This window comes from Flavobacterium sp. FlaQc-30, assembly GCF_044005885.1.
Lineage (GTDB): Bacteria > Bacteroidota > Bacteroidia > Flavobacteriales > Flavobacteriaceae > Flavobacterium.
In genome coordinates, this window is record NZ_JBIPCO010000002.1 from 524349 (window position 1) to 543988 (window position 19640).

General features: G+C 34.5%; 13 protein-coding genes. 2 read left to right on the plus strand and 11 right to left on the minus strand.

The annotated features are described in order from the left end of the window. Positions 1-32: 32 nt before the first annotated feature. Together ACHRV0_RS07485 and ACHRV0_RS07490 are read right to left on the minus strand one after the other, a co-directional pair. On the minus strand, positions 33-1463 hold the full coding sequence (locus ACHRV0_RS07485) for a rubredoxin (protein WP_395440395.1): 1431 nt from the start codon (positions 1461-1463) through the stop codon (positions 33-35). A 226-nt stretch (positions 1464-1689) separates the two neighbouring features. Beyond that, positions 1690-5208, minus strand: coding sequence for a molybdopterin-dependent oxidoreductase (locus ACHRV0_RS07490; RefSeq protein ID WP_395440396.1), 3519 nt, complete (start codon positions 5206-5208; stop codon positions 1690-1692). Between the two features lie 176 nt (positions 5209-5384). Between ACHRV0_RS07490 and ACHRV0_RS07495 the strand changes: the two genes are divergently transcribed. After that, on the plus strand, positions 5385-6089 hold the full coding sequence (locus tag ACHRV0_RS07495) for a Crp/Fnr family transcriptional regulator (protein ID WP_099719268.1): 705 nt from the start codon (positions 5385-5387) through the stop codon (positions 6087-6089). 119 nt (positions 6090-6208) lie between these two features. Here ACHRV0_RS07495 and ACHRV0_RS07500 read toward each other — a convergent pair whose 3' ends face one another. From ACHRV0_RS07500 to nirB, 8 genes are all read right to left on the minus strand, one after another. Then, entirely contained in the window at positions 6209-6829 is a 621-nt protein-coding gene (locus ACHRV0_RS07500) for a class I SAM-dependent methyltransferase (RefSeq protein ID WP_395440397.1), read from the minus strand. A gap of 296 nt (positions 6830-7125) precedes the next feature. Further along, positions 7126-8385, minus strand: a complete 1260-nt coding sequence (locus ACHRV0_RS07505) for an alginate export family protein (protein ID WP_129024470.1) — start codon at positions 8383-8385, stop codon at positions 7126-7128. 99 nt (positions 8386-8484) lie between these two features. Continuing rightward, positions 8485-9963, minus strand: a complete 1479-nt coding sequence (locus tag ACHRV0_RS07510) for a nitrate/nitrite transporter (protein ID WP_395440398.1) — start codon at positions 9961-9963, stop codon at positions 8485-8487. Between the two features lie 98 nt (positions 9964-10061). Further along, positions 10062-10721 carry a response regulator gene (locus ACHRV0_RS07515; protein WP_395440399.1) on the minus strand — a complete coding sequence of 220 codons (660 nt, stop codon included), beginning with the start codon at positions 10719-10721 and terminating at the stop codon, positions 10062-10064. Positions 10722-11389: 668 nt separating this feature from the next. Beyond that, positions 11390-13198, minus strand: a complete 1809-nt coding sequence (locus ACHRV0_RS07520; protein WP_395440400.1) for an ATP-binding protein — start codon at positions 13196-13198, stop codon at positions 11390-11392. A gap of 9 nt (positions 13199-13207) precedes the next feature. Then, entirely contained in the window at positions 13208-13792 is a 585-nt protein-coding gene (locus tag ACHRV0_RS07525; protein ID WP_099719255.1) for a DUF4202 domain-containing protein, read from the minus strand. A 243-nt stretch (positions 13793-14035) separates the two neighbouring features. Beyond that, positions 14036-14413, minus strand: coding sequence for a nitrite reductase small subunit NirD (gene nirD, locus ACHRV0_RS07530; protein ID WP_395440401.1), 378 nt, complete (start codon positions 14411-14413; stop codon positions 14036-14038). A 226-nt stretch (positions 14414-14639) separates the two neighbouring features. Further along, on the minus strand, positions 14640-17153 hold the full coding sequence (nirB, locus tag ACHRV0_RS07535) for a nitrite reductase large subunit NirB (RefSeq protein WP_395440402.1): 2514 nt from the start codon (positions 17151-17153) through the stop codon (positions 14640-14642). A gap of 266 nt (positions 17154-17419) precedes the next feature. Between nirB and ACHRV0_RS07540 the strand changes: the two genes are divergently transcribed. Continuing rightward, positions 17420-18205: an META domain-containing protein gene (locus ACHRV0_RS07540; RefSeq protein ID WP_129024475.1), complete on the plus strand. Its 786-nt coding sequence runs from the start codon at positions 17420-17422 to the stop codon at positions 18203-18205. A gap of 120 nt (positions 18206-18325) precedes the next feature. On the opposite strand, the gene ACHRV0_RS07545 is transcribed toward ACHRV0_RS07540, so the two are convergent. Beyond that, positions 18326-19612 carry a DUF2130 domain-containing protein gene (locus tag ACHRV0_RS07545; RefSeq protein ID WP_395440403.1) on the minus strand — a complete coding sequence of 429 codons (1287 nt, stop codon included), beginning with the start codon at positions 19610-19612 and terminating at the stop codon, positions 18326-18328. Positions 19613-19640: the final 28 nt, after the last annotated feature.

Genomic DNA, 19640 nt, shown 5'->3' on the forward strand with positions numbered 1-19640 from the left:
AACTAATAGATACTAATAATGCTGTGAAGATATTAATTTGTGATAATCTCTAAAATTTTAAAATTGCTTTTTGGTGATTCACACAAAGAACAGCAATAATCTTCGCCTAAATCTGTAAACAAAATTCCTTTTGGAATACCTTGACTTTCATCTCCATATTCAGGTTTATAAAGCGTTAAACATTCTTGACATTGGTAAATATCCAATTGTGGTTTTTCTTTTTTCTGTAGGTTTTCAGTGGTTTCAGTTGTTGCATTTCCGAGTTCATCAAAATATTTTCGGCTTAATTCGATTAGAATAGTTGGCAGCTCAAGTTTGTCGATATCCTGAGAGTGAACGATATATTCTCGTGTATTTGGATCAAAATTCTTTGCAAACAAAACATTGTAAGTATCTCTGATTTTAATGGATTCTAAAGCTGCTGGAAGTTCATTTTTTTCGATAACAATCGAAGTAAAATAATGCCCGTCCCGATTGTATTCTGAAATACCAAAATTCAGTCCATAAGTACTTATATCAAATTGATCAAGAGTACGAACTAAAAATGTTTTCAAGTTCAATGCCCATTCCATAGCAACAGGCAGATGCCAATTTAATTCTAATAAAGAATGACGAACATTAATTCCGCGTTTACCTAAGAACTTTTCCCATTCTAGTTTTCGGTCTTTCGGAATTCCTTTTATGATGAAAGATTTCCAAGGCGTGATACATATTTTTCCAATTTTGCATTCAAAACACAAATCGCACATTTCTTTCAGGAAATCTAAATCGTATAAATTATTTCGCCAATAAAGGCCAAGCCAGTATTGATCAATTCCCATTCTGTTCATTCCTTCGTAGTAAGGAAAAGGATAAAACGGAATATTTAAAGGCTTGTCGATTGTTCGATTATTAGTGTCTAAAGCTTCGCTTATCAGCGTAAAAAGCATTTCGATATCAAGAGTGGTTTCGTCTGTAATTTTCTCAATTTCGTAATAAGTCTTCGCCAAATCCCAAGTATAAATTAAGACCGGATAAACTTCCATTTTTTCCCATTTTGGAAGTCTGATATATAAATACCAATAATCTTCATGTTCTGAAGCTATAAAGTTTAAATGTCCTGTAAATAAAGGAACCAACTGTTGTTTTGGATCTGTAATGTTTACTTTTAGTTTGGGCTGTTCTTTAAATTCTTCTAAAACATACAAAAATCGATTTCCTGTCAGCCAATTGGTATTTCTAAAAATATCCGTAGAAACATAAGAAGAAACAATATTGTTCCCGCTTTTTTGATCTGGATAAACAAAATGATGTTTTCCTAAATTCGTTTTGTCTAAAGATTTAAAACCTTTTGGAAAAATAATATCCTGTCTCGAACCAAAAGAAACAGAATCCAGACCTTCGTCTAAAGCAATATTTACTACTTCTAGTAGTTCTCCCGGCGAAATAACGCCTCCTTTTACTATTAATCTTGTTAACTCCATTTTTTTCTTTTTGTTTCAGGTTTCAAGTTCCATGTTTCAAGTTTCATGTTTCATGTTTCAGGTTTGACCGCAATTTTGTCATTTCGAGGAACGAGAAATCACACTCGTATTTCGACAAAGATTGGTTTTTACTTTGCGGAGTTTCTTGTGTGATTTCTCGTTCCTCGAAATGACAAAATTGCGGTCAAACCTGAAACTTGAAACAAAGAAAACTTGAAACATTTTTTTAAACTTTACATTTCGCCAATATCTCTTTAACCTCCGTTTTACAGCTTCCGCATCCTAATCCTGCACCAGTGTTTTTACATAAATCGGTAAAATCGTTTACACCGCTTTTGATAGTTTCTTCAATGTTTCCTGCGCCAACCTGACTGCAGGAACAAACTAATTTTCCTAAAACAGGTTTTGCGGTTGAACTTCCTCTTAAAAGCATATTTCGCTTGTCTGATAATTCGATTTTGCTTTCAATCATCGTTTTGAATTCGGCAAATTCGTTCTTATCGCCCATTAAAATTGCACCAACTAATAGATCATCTTTTACGATGCATTTTTTGTAATAACGTTTTTTCAAATCAGTAAAAACAATTTCCTCATACGAATCATCGTTCTCTGGAATTGTAATATCTCCAATACTGCACAGATTTATGTCTTCTAATTTTAGAATATTCATTAAAATCGAACCTTTGTAATAACTGCTGATATCGCCCGCTAAAAAGTTTGCCAGAATATCCGCTTGTTCTTCGGCGGCAGAAGTAATTCCGAATAATTTATTATTGAATTCCGCTATTTCTCCAATTGCAAAAATATCAGGATTTGAAGTTTGTAAATATTGATTGACTTTTACGCCGCGCCCGCAAGCCAAACCGCTTTCTCTCGCAATTTCGATATTCGGAATTGTTCCAATCGTATAAACAATTGCATTTGCAGTTATGATTTTACCGCTTTTTAAAGCAATTTCAATTTCGTTTTCATTATCCGTTTCAAAAACGGTACTGACTTCATTATCAAAATAAATCTGAATATCACGGAGCTGTACTTCTTCGGCCAATAATTTACTTGAAATTCGATCCAGCTGACGTTCCATTAAACGCGAAGCTCTCTGAATTATAGTAGTTTTTACTTTTTTATGTTTTAAAGCAGCAGCCAATTCTAATCCTAATAAACCTCCGCCAATAATAACAACATGTTGTTCTTCCGGCGGAAGATTGGTGCTGTCAAGATGTTTTTTTAAACGGTCGGCATCTTCTTTTCGTCTTACGGTAAATCGACCTGGAAGGTGCAGTTGCGCGTTTTCTGGAATAAAAGGGCGACTTCCCGTTGCTAAAATCAAAGAATCGAAAGTGTGTATTTCGCCCAAACTATCTTTTATAGTTTTTGTGGTAGAGTCTATTTTTTCAATAGAAATTCCCGCTTTCATGGTAATATTCAGCTTGTTTAATGCTTCGCCGTCTTTAACCTTTAAAAGCTGTTCCCAAGTAAATTCTCCCGTCATATATTCGGGTAATAAAACGCGATTGTAAAACGGATTTATTTCATTCGAAAAAACAATAATTTCATCTGTAGTATTAAATTCACGATAATTTTGAATGAATCGGAATGAAGCTGCTCCGGCGCCAACAATGGCAATTTTCTGAAAAGGTTTTACATATTTTTTAATCGAAACCGTCGTGTACTTAAAATCAGGTTCTTTTGAAATAGGATCTACAACAGTATTCGTTAAATTGTTTGTTCTATTCAAGTCATTTTCAAGTTGTTTTCCCCAATGCATTGGCAGAAAAAGTACCTTTTCTTTAATAGAATCAGTCACTTTTGCTTTTACACGAACTTCTCCATTTTTGCTTGTAACGGTAATAATATCACCATTTTTAATTTCATTTTTAAAGGCATCAATTGGATTTATCTCTAAAACAGGACTTGGAATATGGGTTAATAATCTCGAAACTTTTCCCGTTTTGGTCATCGTGTGCCATTGATCGCGAATTCGTCCCGTAGTTAAAATAAAAGGAAATTCGGCATTAGGTTGTACCGATGTATTTTCGATTGAAACAGGCAGGTTAAAAATCGCCTTTCCAGAAGGCGTATAGAATTTTTTATCAGTAAATAATCTAGGCGTTCCCGGATGTCCGTAATCTGGAACCGGCCATTGAAAAGTGCCTTCGGTTTTTAAACGATTGTAATTTAAAAATGAAATATCAATATTAGTTCCTTTGGTAAGTGCACAATGCTCTTTGTAAATTTCTTCGGCATTATTGAAATCGAAACCATGAAAATTCATTTTTTTAGCAAAACGAATTAAAATTTCAATATCAGGAAGTGCTTCTCCCGGCGCATTAATTCCTTTTGGCAAATAAGAAATGCGACGTTCAGAATTAGTCATTGTTCCATCTTTCTCTAACCAGCCGGCAGCCGGCAAAAGCAAATCGGCAAATTTGGCTGTGTCAGCGTTATGCGAAATATCCTGAACTACTACAAACTTGGCGTTTTGAAGTGCTTTTTCGATTCGACGTGAATCTGGCAAACTAACTAAAGGATTTGTACAAATAATCCAAACAGCCTTCATTTTTCCTGATTCTAAAGCTTCAAACATTTCTGTTGCCGTTAAACCTGGTTTATCTGAAATCTCGTCAACACCCCAAAAGTCAGCCACTTCTTTGCGATGTGTAGGATTTGCAATGTCTTTATGCGCTGCCAAAAGTGTTGCCATTCCGCCCACTTCACGTCCGCCCATAGCATTCGGCTGACCCGTTAATGAAAATGGACCAGAACCTGGTTTCCCAACTTGTCCTGTTAATAAAGATAAATTCAGTAAAGCCGTATTTTTGTCAACACCAACTGCACTTTGATTTAGTCCCATTGCCCAAAGTGAAATAAATCCTTTTGCTTTCCCGATAATATCGGCGGCAAGTTTAATATCGTTTACAGAAATTCCGCAAAGTTTAGAAGCTTTTTCAAGCGACGTACTTAGTACTAAATCTTTATATTGTTTGAAATTTTCAGCATTGTTTTTGACAAAATCATGGTCAACATGACCTTTCTCAATTATGCGTCTTGCAATAGCATGATACAAAATAATGTCAGATCCCGGAAGAATTTGCAAATGTAAATCGGCGAAAGCGGCTGTATCAGTGCGCCTAGGATCAATTACTATTATCTTCGTTTTTGGATTTTTCTCTTTATGTTTTTCAAGTCGTCTAAATAGAATAGGGTGACACCAAGCAGGATTTGCGCCTGTGATTAAAAAAGTATCTGCCAATTCGATATCATCATACGCAATTGGTACAGAATCTTCTCCAAAAGTCTTTTTATAACCCACAACGGCAGAACTCATGCAGAGTCTCGAATTGGTATCGATATTATTGGTTTTCAAGAAACCTTTTACAAGTTTGTTTACCAGATAATATTCCTCGGTTAAGCATTGTCCCGAAATATAAAATCCAACACTGTCTGGACCATGTTTTTTTATAATAGAAGAAAAAACTGCCGCAGCTCGGTCTAGAGCAGTATCCCAGCTTACGCGCTCCAGCGGATAGGATTTGCTGCCTCGCATTTCAGGATATAAAATTCGGTCAGAAGTATCGTTGACTACATAATGCAGATTCATTCCTTTAGAACATAACATTCCTTTATTTACCGGATGATCTTTGTCACCTTCAACCATAACGCCGTTTTTAGCATCGTTGGTTACGATTATGCCGCAGCCAACGCCGCAATAAGAACAGGTAGTTTTGATTTTGGTATTTTGCATTACAGTTCTTTTTTTAGATACTATTTCTTGAATCTGCAGCGATTTAGATAAATCACTTATACAAAAATAAGTATTTTTACGTATAAATACTTATTTTTCGAATTTATTTTTTTATTTTTGATACAATAAAATGAGCAGCAACAAATTAGTTTTTAATCCGATAAAAATTAGGACTCATGAAAGAGGAGCAAACCCTTTGTTATTCTTGTGCCAATGAAAATTGTTTTATCAAGAAACACCTGCATTTAGAGCAAATGAATACCTATGTTTCTAAGAAACAGAATATAGTCTGCAAAAAATCGGATCAGTTTATTGTGGAAGGTTCTTCTTTGCAAGGACTTTATTTTATTTGCAAAGGAAAAGCGAAAACGGTAAAAACGGGAATTAACGGACGTGAGCAAATTGTACGCTTAACGAAAAGTGGAGATATTATTGGTTTTCGAGGATTTGGGACAGGGAAAAAGTATTTAATTGGTGCTTATGCCTTGGAAGATACCGTTTTGTGCAATTTTAGCAATGAAACAATGCTGGAAATTTTACAGCATATTCCAGAACTTACTTATGCTTTAATGCTTTTTTATGCTGATGAATTGAATAAAAGTGAAAATAACATTCGCAAAATTGCGCATATGAATGTTCGTGAACGTGTAGTTGATTTATTGCTTTATATTCATCGTAAATTTGGACAAATCAATGATTTAATTGATATTGATCTTTCTCGAAAAGAAATCGCGGATTTTGCAGGAACAACCGAAGAGCAAGCAATTCGAGTTATTTCAAGTCTTAAAAAAGAAGCTCTAATAAAAACGGTTGGAAAACGTATTGGGATTTTGGAAGTTTCAAAATTGCGCTCTGAAATTATGGAGCATAAATATTTTTGAAATTTTCTAACACATAGAAACATAGGATTTTTAAGCTATGTTCTTTTTGTCAAATGGAATGCCTTTTTTAAGAATGGCAAACTATGTTTCTATGTGTTAAAATGATTACGTACAAATACTTATTTTTTTCTGCCAATAAATCGAATTACAGAACCCGTTCCGTTATGGAATAAACCTTCGTTTAATTCGATTTCTTTTTCTTCTAATTCTATGATTTCATAGTTTGAGAAATCGCTTTTTATTTCTTCTATTGAAAATAGAGATTCAATATCTTTTGGTCCGCCAACTTTATCATTTATTGCAAGATATTCTAAATGTTTTTTGCCGAAAGCTTCAAAAATAATAACACCGTCTTTGCGTAATAGTTTATCAAGCTGTTTGTGAATCTCGGACTTAATTTCTGCAGGGAAATGAGCATAAATCAAGGCAATTACATCAAATTGTTCTTCTTTGAAATTCAGCGTTTCTAATTCGCCAACTTGATAATCAATTGAAACATTGTTGGCTTCAGCAAGTTTTAAAGCTTTATTTTTTCCTTCTTCACTAATATCAAAAGCGGAAACGTTCCAACCCAATTTTGCAGCAAAAATGGCATTTCGTCCTTCGCCTTCGGCAGGAAAAAGAATAGCGCTGGGCTTTAACTTTTGAATTTGTTCTTTTAAATAGTTGTTAGGTTCTTCGCCATATGCAAATTCTTCGTTGCTGTAGCGTTCATCCCATCTTTGGGTCCAGTTGTTCATTATTTATAAATTAAAATTAATTATTAAGGGTTTATGATCACTGTACAAAGTCCAATCTTTGTAATTTCCGACTTCAACACTTTCTAAAACTTCCATAAAATCATTTGAAACAAAATTTCTTTTCACAACTTGAAAAAAGAATAATTACTGCAAGTAATGGTAAATTTAAAAGTTTTTTCATGTATCAAATTTACCAATTTAAAAATTAGAATAATTTACATTAAAATAAAAAAAAACTACCCTTTCTCAAAATCGAAAAAGGGTAGTTTGTAAAATTTAGATCTACTAAAAATCTCTTATTTCTTCCAAGTAAAAATCCTTGGATTTACAGAAATCATTAGCCAAGCCCAATTGTTAGTATGACCGGCATCTCCGTTTTTCAAGAACTCTAAAGTTTTTGAACCAAACATTTGAGAATAACCTCCAGTTAGCGTAATATCTTTTTTGAAATTGTAGCCTGCAGTAAAATCGACCTCAGTTCCTAAGTAAGAATCAAGTTTTTCATTTGTTGGCGTCACAACATCAGCGGCAGATAAAAATACGTGCGGCATTAATGCAAACTGCCATTTTTTGACATTATAACTTAGTTTTAAGTAGGCATCTTGCAAACCAACGCTGTTTTGATGATTTCCAACATAAAAATAATCCATATAACCATTAAAAGCATGATTGGTTCCAAATATTGGATTGAACGATTTAATTACTGTACTGCCGTCATTAGTATCTTTTCCAGATAAAAATTCATAACCTAAACCAGCTTTAAAGGCATCAGAAACGTTGTACCCTAAATAACCAGCGGCATTCCATGCACTTACCTGTTTGTCTGTGCTTTTACCAGTTTGTCCATATAACCAGAAATTAGTATCTAATTTACCTGTTTTATAGGTTAAATAGGTTCCAAAAGTCTGTTTGTAATCTACCAATAATTTTGCGTCGGCATTGGCATATTCATATCCGGTATTTAGGGCTAATAAGCTCATTCCTAAATTACTGAAGGATGTGTGGTACCAAGCATATTGCATAGCTTTGTAGTTGGCAACAGTGTATGGAGTTTGCACTATATTTTCGGCATTTGAGTTGAAAGCAAATCCCATATCAAGCTGCTGGTTTTTTGGACGAAAAGTAACCAGTACTGCATCATGACTTTGTCCTTGTTGTAACCAATCGATTTCACCCATTATACGCTGATTGTCATAAGAGAGTACTTGGCGCCCAACTCTTGCGCTCCATTTTTCGGTGAAATTGTATTGTGCCCAAGCCTCAAAAACGGCAACTCCATTTTTATCTGCGGTGGTTGTGGTTGGTACATCTCCCCAGGTTCTAATGTTTTGAAAAGTTAATTTAACAATCAAATCATCTTGCTTAAAATTTAAATTTAGACGAGAACGCTGCGAGATTTGCGAAGTTCCTTCTTGACCTTCTGGCAGCAAAGTTTTGTATCCGTTTCGATATTCAAAACGTGGTCTTAATTGTAAGTTGGCATCAAATTCTTGTGCTTGCATGGCAGCACCAAATCCTAGAAAAAGTAAGGATAGAATTATTCTAGTTTTTTTCATATCTATGATGGTTTAATAAAAGACAAATTTATCTTATAATGATTTTACTTTTAGTGATATTAATCATATTTGATAATTATTTTTAAACTTTTAATACGCTTATTTTCTGTCTATTACTTTTGCCAAAGCCAGTTGTTTTTCGTTCATGATTTTAGTTACCGTATAATGCATCCAAACGAGACAAATGGTCGAGAATAGTAAAATAAAAATCCATGAACTTGACCAAATTCCTGTTGCGGTAAGCAAGTATCCAAAAATGATTGGACCTAAAAAGCCACCCAAGCCGCCAATCATTCCAACCATACCTCCAACAACACCAACCTCTGTTGGGAAATATTCTGGAATATGTTTGTAAACTGCTGCTTTACCAATTCCCCAAGAAATTCCGATTAAAATTACTAAAATTAAGAATACCCACATATTAGCATCGAATTTTATTACAGTAATTCCTTTTGCCAGCAGCTCTTTTTTCTTTACGGTTTGGTTCTGTGCTACAACAACTTGCTGCCAAGATGTTCGAGTTGGGAGAATTGCATTTTCAGAATTGTTTTCTTGTTTTTGTGTAATGTTAAATTCTGTCTCGCCAATTTTAATATTGTCTTTTGCAATAGAAGTTACTGTTCCTTTTTTTGTTGCAAGAACACCAGGACCTGTAGTAGTAATTTCCATTTTCGGAACCATTAATAGTGCACTTAAAATAACAGAAGAACTCAAAACCCAATACATAACTTTTCGTGCACCAAATTTATCTGATAAATAACCTCCAAAAGCCCTTATTACACCAGAAGGAAGACTGAACATTGTAGCAAATAATCCGCCCATAACTAAGCTGGTTTGATAAACGTTCATAAAATTAGGCAGGAGCCATTGAGAGTACGCAACAAAACAACCAAAAACTAAAAAGTAATAGGCTCCGAATCGCCAAACTCTAGCTGATTTTAGCGAACCAAGCATTTGGCGAACGCTTTTTGTATGGTTTTCAATTTTTTTATTTTTAGCAAAAATTAAGAAAGCAATTCCAATTAAAACAAGGGAAACGGCATAGATAATTGGAAGTATTTTCCAGCCATTTTGTGGATCTTCTAAAGAGAAATGATTTAATAACGAAGGCGCTAAAAAAGTGGTAATCGCAGCTCCTGCATTTCCCATTCCGAAGATTCCTAAAGCGCGTCCCTGCCATTCTTTTGGATACCAGATTGAAGTATAACCAATTCCAACGGCAAAACTAGTTCCTACCATTCCGAAGAAGAAACTAAGTAGAGCAAACATAAAAAAACTGTCGGCATAGGGAAGGAGGAACAGTGGAATTGAACTAAGCAGCAGTAAAAGTGAAAAGACATATTTTCCTCCAAATTTATCTGTGAGCATACCAATTGGTAAGCGCATAATCGATCCTGTTAAAATAGGAATTCCTAAGAGCCATCCAACTTGAACAACGCTCCAATGAAAAATTCCGTTATCGACCAAAAAGGTTACTAAAACCCCGTTTAATGTCCAGCAGGCAAAACACACTGTAAAAGCCAATGTGTTCAAAAATAAAATTTTGTGTGATTGAGATAATGAGTTTGTAGTTTTCATAGCACTTATATTTTTATGTAAAAATAAGTACTATAACTTAGTTAAAAGATGCTAAAACGCAGTTTTTGAAAAATAATTACGTATTAATACGTATTTTTTTAAATCAGTGAATATTCAGCAGCTTTGTTAGAAAGTTCCATTAAGTTTTTAACTTTCAACTTTTTCATCAGATTAAAACGGTGCACTTCAGCAGTACGTTTACTGATGTCAAGTGCCTCAGCAATTTCTTTGTTTCCTTTTCCAGATAATAAAAGAGTCAGAATTTCCTTTTCTCTTTTAGTAATCATCATTTCTTCACTTAGATTTTGTTTAGGTTCCAATGATGTTGACGAATTTGTAAGCTGGCTTATTAGAATTGAAGAAATATCCCCGCTAAAATATTTTCCGCCAGCAGCCACTGTGTGCAAGGCTTTCAAGAATTCTTCTTTACTTGAACCTTTTAGCAAATAACCATCGGCACCCGCTTTTATAGATTTTAATACATATTCTTCAGATTCATGCATAGAAAGCATAATAATTTTTACATTGTTATTTTCGCTTCTAAGTTTTTCTACTACCTCGATGCCCGTTAAATTTGGCATACGAATATCTACTATAAGTAAATCTGGTTTGCTTTCGACAACAACATCAAGTGCATCGGCTCCATCAATTGCTTCGCCAACGACTTCAATGTTTGCTTCATTTTCAAGTAAAGATTTAATTCCATCTCTTACAAAAACATGGTCGTCTGCCAGCACTACACGAATGATATTACTCATAGTTTACTTAAATTAGATTCTTGATTTTTTACGTATATTCATCTATAAAGAAGACGCTAATATACGTAATTTTTTAGATTTTAAATTCTAACATTAAAAATTCTAATGTTGGAAATTCTAAATTGAATATAGAATTGTCAGGCTGAGCGGAGTCGAAGTCCGCGCAAAGCAGCTCCATAATCTAAAGCGGGGCTCTTTGTAGAGCTATTTGCGAAGATTTGCTTCACCTTTTCGCTATCGCACGAGTTTCGTTCTTTGAAATGACAATGGGGTATTTTTGCGGGTAACTTTGTCAAAGTTTTCTAAGTGTAAAGTTTGTCATTCTGAGGAACGAAGAATCACACGCAGGATTCGACAAAGATTGGCACTTTAGATTATGGAGTTTCTAGTGTGATCTCTCCTTCGTCGAGATGACAAGATTGTGGGAAACTTTGTAAAAGATTGGCGAATTTGATTGTGGAGCTTTCTGGTGATCTGCTCCGCCTATTTGCTATCGTCCGGGTCTCCTTTGTCGAGATGATAAATTAGATAATTAGCCATTGTGTCAATTAGAAAAATGTGATGATGATTTTGTCGATTTACTTTGAGTGGGCTTCGACTTCGCTCAGCCTGACAAATGGAAGTTCGACGCTTAAGTAATTATCAAATTATCTAATTGACTAATTTTCTCATTTAAGAATCGGAATATTAAAAGTAATTCTGGTTCCTTCGCCAGGAATTGATTTGATGAAAACACGGCCATTAATGTATTGAATTCTTTCTTTCATAAACAATAAGCCCATTCCAGATTCGCTGTTTCGTTTTTTGTCGACAGCATTGATGTCAAAACCTTTTCCGTTATCGTCAATTATAATACTTAATAAAGTTTCGCTGTGTGAAAGTTGTACAATGATATGCGACGATTCGGCATATTTTATGGCGTTGTTTATGGCTTCCTGAGTTAGGCGATAAATATTGATTTCGATTAAAGAATCTAATCGCTGATTGAAATCGGTTTTGTTGTAGAAAAGAATTTCTTTTCCTGTTAGTTTTGAAAGTTCCTGCGTAAGTTTTGCCAAAGAGGAAACAATGCCGTGATCGCTTAATTCGGGCGGCATTAAGTTAAAAGTTGCCGTACGGACGCCTTTTATAATGTCTAGTGAAAGTTTCTTTAAATACTCAATTTTTTGTTCTGATTTTTCTCTGTCATCTAGATTGATGCTTTCTAAACTAAACTTTAAACCAGTAAGCATTTGACCAATTCCGTCATGAATTTCTTTTGCGATTCGGTTTTGCTCGTTTTCTTGGTTTTCAACAATTTTGCTCGAAATAATCTTTTGTTGATTGATTTTTTCAGTGCTGTTTTCAAGATTCAAACGTTCGACTTCGTGTTGTGCTTTTTTGCGTTCGGTAATATTAAAGCATACAATTAAAAGTTCCAATTCGTCTTTTTTGATCATAACAGGAACCATCGAAAGGTCAAGCCAAATCTCAATATTTTCTTTAGTAACAATTTTAATTTCGCCTTGCCAGCCGCTTCGTTGTTTTTCGAATATTAGTCGATCAAAGTTTATTTGTTCTTTTTCGTCTGCTGTTAAGACTTCAGAGAACTTTTTGTTAGATAAAAACTTGGTGTAATTGAGTAGTTTAGCAAATTTTTCACCAATATGAATAATCGAACCATCAGGTGCAATTCGGCAATAGAGCAAGGTGTTTTCCATTGCATAATTGAGCGACTTTAATTCTTTAACCGAATTTTCCTTGATTTCGCTTAGTATTTCAGTATCGTATGCGAGCTTTAACGCTTTCTTTTCAGAAGATAAAAGCTTGGCAATTAATCGTTCAATTTTTTTATTGGTTGGCCTAAAAATGAAAAGAAATTCTAAAAGCAATACCAAAAGTGTAAAACCGAAAATCCAGTATTCAATTCGGCGTTGTTCGGTTACTTTTTCGTGCGCTTCGAGATCGTATTGGGTTACAATCTGATTCATTTTAGAAAGAAAAATGCCTTCGTTTTCTAAAATTATGGTTACTAATTTTTGATTTTCTGTAGCTTGCTTTTTCTGCTTTAAATTCAATAAAAAAGAATCAGTTGTATTTGCAATTTTATTGAAAATTGGATTGATTTCAAGATATAATTTAGAAAGTGTTTCTGATTTTTCTTTTGGAAAGGCTAAGCTGTCACTGCCATTTTCGAGTGCATTTTGGTTTTTTTTCCAAAGTGATAAAACGTCATTTAAATGCGAAATTTGCTTTGCAGAAGCGTTGTCAGAAACATACTGCAGAATCAGAACTTCTTTTACGATTTTCTGACTCAGCATTCGTTGTTTTCCTGAAAAGTTTATGATTTTAGAATCGCTTAACTGTTGATTCAGATTGTATTGCACTAAAACCTGACTGATAATTATAGTTATCGCAATAGTAAGAAGCGCAAAAAAATACAGTCGTCGTAAATTTTTGAAAGTGATTTTTTCTTCTTCCTGATTGCTTTTCTTCATAAAGTCAGTTTACAATCCTAAAGATGCTTTTATAAGATTCAGATTTTCTTCAGAATAGTTTATTTTTAAGGCTTCCTGATGTCCTTTATCCGACATTTTATCCCAGGTTTTTTTGATGATATTTTTTAGTTTTTCTTCATCGTGTTTATGAACAAAAGGATCTAGGTAATATTCTAAAAACACAAGACAGATAACATCTTCTAATAATTGTGTTTCGTGATCTTTTTTAAGTAATTTTTTCTCTATTAAAAACGAAACGCGATCTATAAAAGTTTGATCGTAGCCTGCTTTTACTAGAATTTCGGCAGTCGTTTTTGCGTGAAATTTTTTTAATTCTTCTCTCCATTTCAAATAACCAACACGATCCATTGGGTACGATTCACGGGCAACTTTCCATCGACAGATGTGTTGTGCTTTTGACGCAATTTGAATTTCTTCAGATGCATTTGGTTCAAACTGCATCAATCTTTCGTACATCCTGTTTGAATACAATAATTCTTTTGGATATTCTTTGTTTTGGTCAGTTTCGATGTTTGGATCTTGTGCGTTTTCAGCATCAATCCATTCGCTTGCTTTTTGGAAAGGTGTAGTCATTTTTTGGTTTAATAATAGATTTCAAAGATACGGAATTAAGTTTTTTTTCGCCACGAATTTCACGAATTAGCACGAATTATTGTTTTGTTTTTTGCCACAGATTAGAGGATTTTTTGGATTTAATCTTGTGTTAAGTTTTTTTGCCACGAATTTCGCGAATCTCGACGAATTAAATTAGTGTAATTTGTGAAATTGGTGGTGAAAAAAAAATCTTTTTAATCTGTGTAATCTGTGGCTTGAAAATTAATCGATAAAACCAACAAAAACTTCGTTTTCAACTACTTTAATAGGATACGTTGCAATTTTAAAATCTTCTCCGTTTAAGTTTGAACCATCGACTAATGAGAATGTTTTTTTATGCATTGGGCAGGCGATTTTGGGAATATCATCAGTAGAACCTGTCATTCCTCTCGAAAGAACCATTTCCATTTTGTGAGGGCAGGCATTTTGGCAAGCATACCATTCGTTTCGACGGGCAAAATTAAAAATCGCAATTTGTTTGTTTTTGTATTTAATACAACCGCCGCGATTGGTTGGAAAATCTTCTACTTTACCTGCTTTGAACCAAATTGTTGCATCGCTCGCATGAACCGTTTCGTATTGATTTAAGATTTCTTCCATTTTGATTTAGTTTTGATTTACTGTTTCTTAGCCCTCTTTTTACAATCAATAGAGTTTGATGGCGCAGTAAAAAAGAGGGTAAGAAGGACAGCAAACGTTTAATGATTTTTTTTCTTTTTTGGAGCTTTATGGTGTTTTGCCACGAAGGCGCAAAGACGCTAAGTTTTTTCTTTAAGTTTTTTTATTTTGACTTTGCAACTTTGTGTCTTTGTGGCAAGATATTTTTTTAAGTCCAAGCTTTTGGCATTTTTTGATCTCTTAGCGGAACAAAAACAGCATTTTCGTCTTTCTCGTCTGAGTTTATAAAGTGATTGAAACGTTTTAATAATCTTGGTTTTTCTAGAACTTGTTTCCATTCGCATTCAAAAGTGTTTACTAAAGTTTGCATTTCAGTTTCTAAAGTTTCACAGATTCCTAAACTGTCTTCGATAATTACTTCTTTCAAATACTCTAAACCACCGTCTAGTTTTTCTAACCAAGTTGATGTTCGAATCAGCGGACCAGCGGTGCGGATGTAATACATTAAAAATCTGTCCATATATTTAATTACTGTTTCTTTGTCGATTTTTTCGGCTAGTAAAACGGCATGTTTTGGGTTTGCTCCGCCATTTCCTGCGATGTATAAATTCCAACCGCCTTCAACAGCAATTAATCCGAAATCTTTTCCGCGTGCTTCGGCGCATTCGCGGATGCAGGCAGAAACACCGCCTTTTAATTTATGTGGAGAGCGTATTCCTTTATATCTGTTTTCAAGTTCTATGGCAAATCCGGCGCTGTCGTCCATTCCGTAGCGACACCAAGCATTTCCAACACAGCTTTTTACAGCACGAAGTGATTTTCCGTAAGCATGACCGCTTTCAAAACCATTATCGATTAAGATTTTCCAGATTTTTGGCAAATCACTCAAATGTGCTCCGAATAAATCAACTCTTTGCGCTCCGGTAATTTTAGTATATAAATCGAATTGTTTAGCCACTTCGCCAATTACGATTAATTTTTCAGCTGTAATTTCGCCTGCAGCAACTCTAGGAACTACAGAATACGTTCCGTTTCGTTGAATGTTGGCTAAAAATCTGTCGTTTGTATCTTGCGTTGTAACATGTTTATTTGCTGTGTCGTTGTAAATACTTGAAAAAATTGATGCGACAACTGGTTTACAGATTTCGCAGCCGTCGCCTTTTCCATGATGATCTAAAACATCGTAAAAATTTTCATATTTATTGATTTTTACTAAATCGAATAATTCCTGACGGTTATAATTGAAATGCTCGCAAATGACTTCTTTTACCTCTTTTCCTAAAGATTTTTGAGTCGCTTTTACCAAATCAGAAACCATTGGTTTACAACCTCCACAGCCAGAAGTTGCTTTGGTTGCTTTTACAACATCTGAAAAGGTAGCGCAGCTTTCGTCTAAAATTTTACAACAGATCGCGCCTTTGGTAACATTTTCGCAAGAACAAATTACAGCTGTGTCCGGTAAATCCATAACACTTCCTAAACTTGAACCTTCAGAACCGTCGCGAGAACCTAAAATCAGATCTTCTGGATTTTTAGGTAGTGCCATTGCGTTGCTGTAAATCTGGAAAAGCGAATTGTAATCACTTGAATCTCCAACTAAAATTCCGCCTAAAAGTGTTTTTGAATCTTTGGTAACGTTGATTCTTTTGTAAATACCGCTTAATTTATTTTCATAAATAATGGCTGTTACATTTTCATTTTCGATAAAAGGATCACCAAAACTCGCAACTTCAACACCAATTAGTTTTAATTGTGTTGACATATCGATGGTTTCTCTCATGGTTTTATCTCCATTTAAGATTTGCTCGGCGGCAACATCAGCCATTTCGTAACCTGGAGCAACAAGTCCGTAAATGTTTTGGTTGTAAAGTGCCGCTTCTCCAATCGCGTAAATAGAAGGATCTGATGTCTGCATTTGATTGTTTACCACGATTCCGCCTCTTACGCCAACTTCAAGTCCTGAAACTCTTGCCAGTTCGTCGCGAGGTTTAATTCCGGCAGATATAACCAACATATCTACTTTTAACAATTCATCGTTGGCAAACATCATTCCCGTTATATTTTCTTTTCCATCAATATATTGCGTTGCTTTGTTAAGATGAATTCCAATGTTTAATTCTTCAATTTTAGCTTGAAGCATATCGCTTGCACCTTGATCTAATTGCCTTGGCATCAAACGCGGAGCAAATTCCACCACATGCGGATTCAATCCTAGATCTCTAACGGCTTTTGCCGCTTCAAGTCCTAATAATCCTCCGCCTAAAACTGCTGCTTCGGTTGCGCCTTTAATTTTTATCTTTTTGGCATAAGCCATAATTGCATCAAGATCTTCGATGGTTCTGTATACAAAAACGCCTTCTTTTTCAACTCCGTCAATTGGAGGCACAAAAGCTGATGAACCTGTAGCTAGAACTAAGTAGTCGTACGTATGGGTTTTCTCTAAATGAGTATGGATTGTTTTTTCGGTACGATTAATATCTGTAATTAACTCTGATGTATTGAGAATAATATTGTTTTCTGAGTACCAGTTGCTTGTTGATAATGATAAATCATCTGCAGTCTTTCCTCCAAAATATTCACTTAAGTGAACGCGGTCATAAGCGCGTCGAGGTTCTTCACCAAATACGGTGATCTGATACTTTTCTTGTCCTGATTTTGCGATGAACTTTTCACAAAATTTATAACCAACCATGCCGTTTCCAACTACTATTACTCTAATCATGATTTCTTTAATTAAGTATTACTATGCAAATATAAGTATTTATACTTATGTAAATACGTAAAGTAGTTTGTTTTTAAGTAAAAAAAGTTTGTTTTGAGTACGTATTTTATCGTAATCCTTTACGTAATGCGGTGTGTGAGTAAATTGGAATACTTATAATTATTTTAAATTTGAAAAGATTCTAAATAAGTAATTCAGAAAAAAATTGTAAATTCATAAGAAATTTACTTGTATTTGGTTAAAAATGATATTTTAAATAGAACGTTATGAAAAATATACTTTCACTTTCACTCTTGCTTTTATTTTCTTTGATGATAAGTTGTAAATCTACAGCTGGCAAAACTTCTGATAAACAAACGACTTCTGAATATGGATCTCAGGAAGATGAGATGAAGTACTATTTTACAGCAACGGGAAATGAGCCGTTTTGGGGATTAAAAATAGGAAATGACAATATTGTATTTACTTCTTTGATTCCAGGAAAAGAAAAACTTGTTTTTACACCTGTCGACGCTATAAAAGCTATGGATGCGAATGTTAAGATGTATAAAGTTAGTAATGAAACTTCATCTGCGACTATTACAATTCAGCAGTTAGATTGTCAGGACTCAATGTCGGGTGTTATTTCTCCTTATAAAGTTTCAATAGAAATTAAAAATAATACGGAATTACAAACCGAAAAATTAGGAGGCTGCGGAAAGTATAATACCGATTATCGTCTGCATGATATTTGGGTTTTGGAAGAACTGAATGGCTATAAAGTTTTTGCTTCCGATTTTCAAAAAGAAATGCCTAGAATCGAAATTAACTCAACAGAAAATAGATTTTCGGGATACGGCGGCTGTAATGCTATAAGCGGACAAATTTTTTATGAAAAGGATGTACTGCGATTTACAAGAGTTCTTTCGACTCTTATGGCTTGTCCTCAAGGAAATAAGGAAAGTGAGTTTACTAAAGCATTGCAAAGCACAACTACTTATTCTATTGAAAATAACAGATTAACGTTGTTAAATCCTTCTGCGAAGCTGTTGGTTTTTAGAAAGGTAGATTAATTTTGTCATTTCGACCGAAGGGAGAAATCACACACGCTAATCGACAAAGATTGTAGATATTCTTTGTGGAGTTTCTTGTGTGATTTCTCCCTTCGGTCGAAATGACAATACTATACTTAATTACTCAAGCAATTCCTTAGTTTCTTCCTCTTCGTCTTCTCCTTCGACAAAATCTAATTCTAAAGCTCTAACAGTTTGAACTGCATTTCCTGCAATACCACGAATAGAACCGTACATTCCTAAAGTATTGTGAACTACTTTTTCGATTTGTTTTTCGCGTTGTTTCCAGATTCTCTGCATGGCTCTTTTTTCAGAATCTAAGTCGTTTTGCATTTGTGTAAAACCTTCAACAATGCCTTCAATTTGTAAACGGAATTCGTTGCTGGTTAAGAAATCATACAACATCGACATTTTATCTCCTTTGTTTTCTTGTGCCTGAACTGCCTGACTTACCTGAATTAGTGATTGACGTAAAACAGCAGTCAGACCTTTAAATTCTTCATAAGTACAAATCCAGATTCCGTCTCGCATTCCCATTCTTTCCATTCCGTTTGGCATTACTTCGGTTACCAAAACACCAATATTGGCTCTTTTGGTTCTAATGTCATTTTTGAATTTCTCAATCCAAGATGGCTGAAAGGCTTTTGTTCTTTTGCTTTCGTAGTAAATTGAACCGCAGTTTTGTAATTCACGGGTATTGACAATTTGAAGACAATCGGCACCGTTAGCACCTTTTTTAATTTCGTCGATAGTGTCAAGCGGAAAATTATTTGCCAGCCATTCTTCAATCGCTAATTCCATTACTTCACCTTGCAATTGCATAGAACCTTGTTCTTGCTTGCGTTTCATTTCCTCGATCAGCTTTTTTTGATCGTCAGATTGTTTTTGGTATTCTTTTATCTTCAGTTCGTTTTTCTCTTCTTCTTGTTTGCGAATTTTATCGCGTTCCAGAACTAAAGTAGCGTTTAATTGTTTTTGTGCTTCGGCTTCAATGGCTTCTTTCATTTCCAGTTTTTCACGCTGAAGTTTTGCAATTTCGCCTGTCATTTTATTCAATTCACGAAGTTTCTCAGATTTTTCAGAAAGCTCTTTTTCCATCAAAAGCATGCGATCTTTGTTTTCTTCTTCGAGTTTGGCTTTTAGTTTTTCAGAAATTTCTTTTTCAGCAGTCTTTTTTTCGCGCTCCAAACGTTCGGCAAAAAGTTCATTTTCTTGTTTCTTTTTGGCTTCAAATTCGGTTTTGGCTTTTTCGAATTGCTCGCTTTTTAATTCCAGTTCTTTTGCCTGAGCAGCAGCTTTTTGCTGAAATTCTTTACGGATACTATCTTCTAACTGATGTTTTAAGATGTCATTTACGTCGATATTTTCTCCGCAGTTCGGGCACTGAATTGAAGATTGCTCAGCCATTTTTGTATTGATTTTATTAGGTAGAATT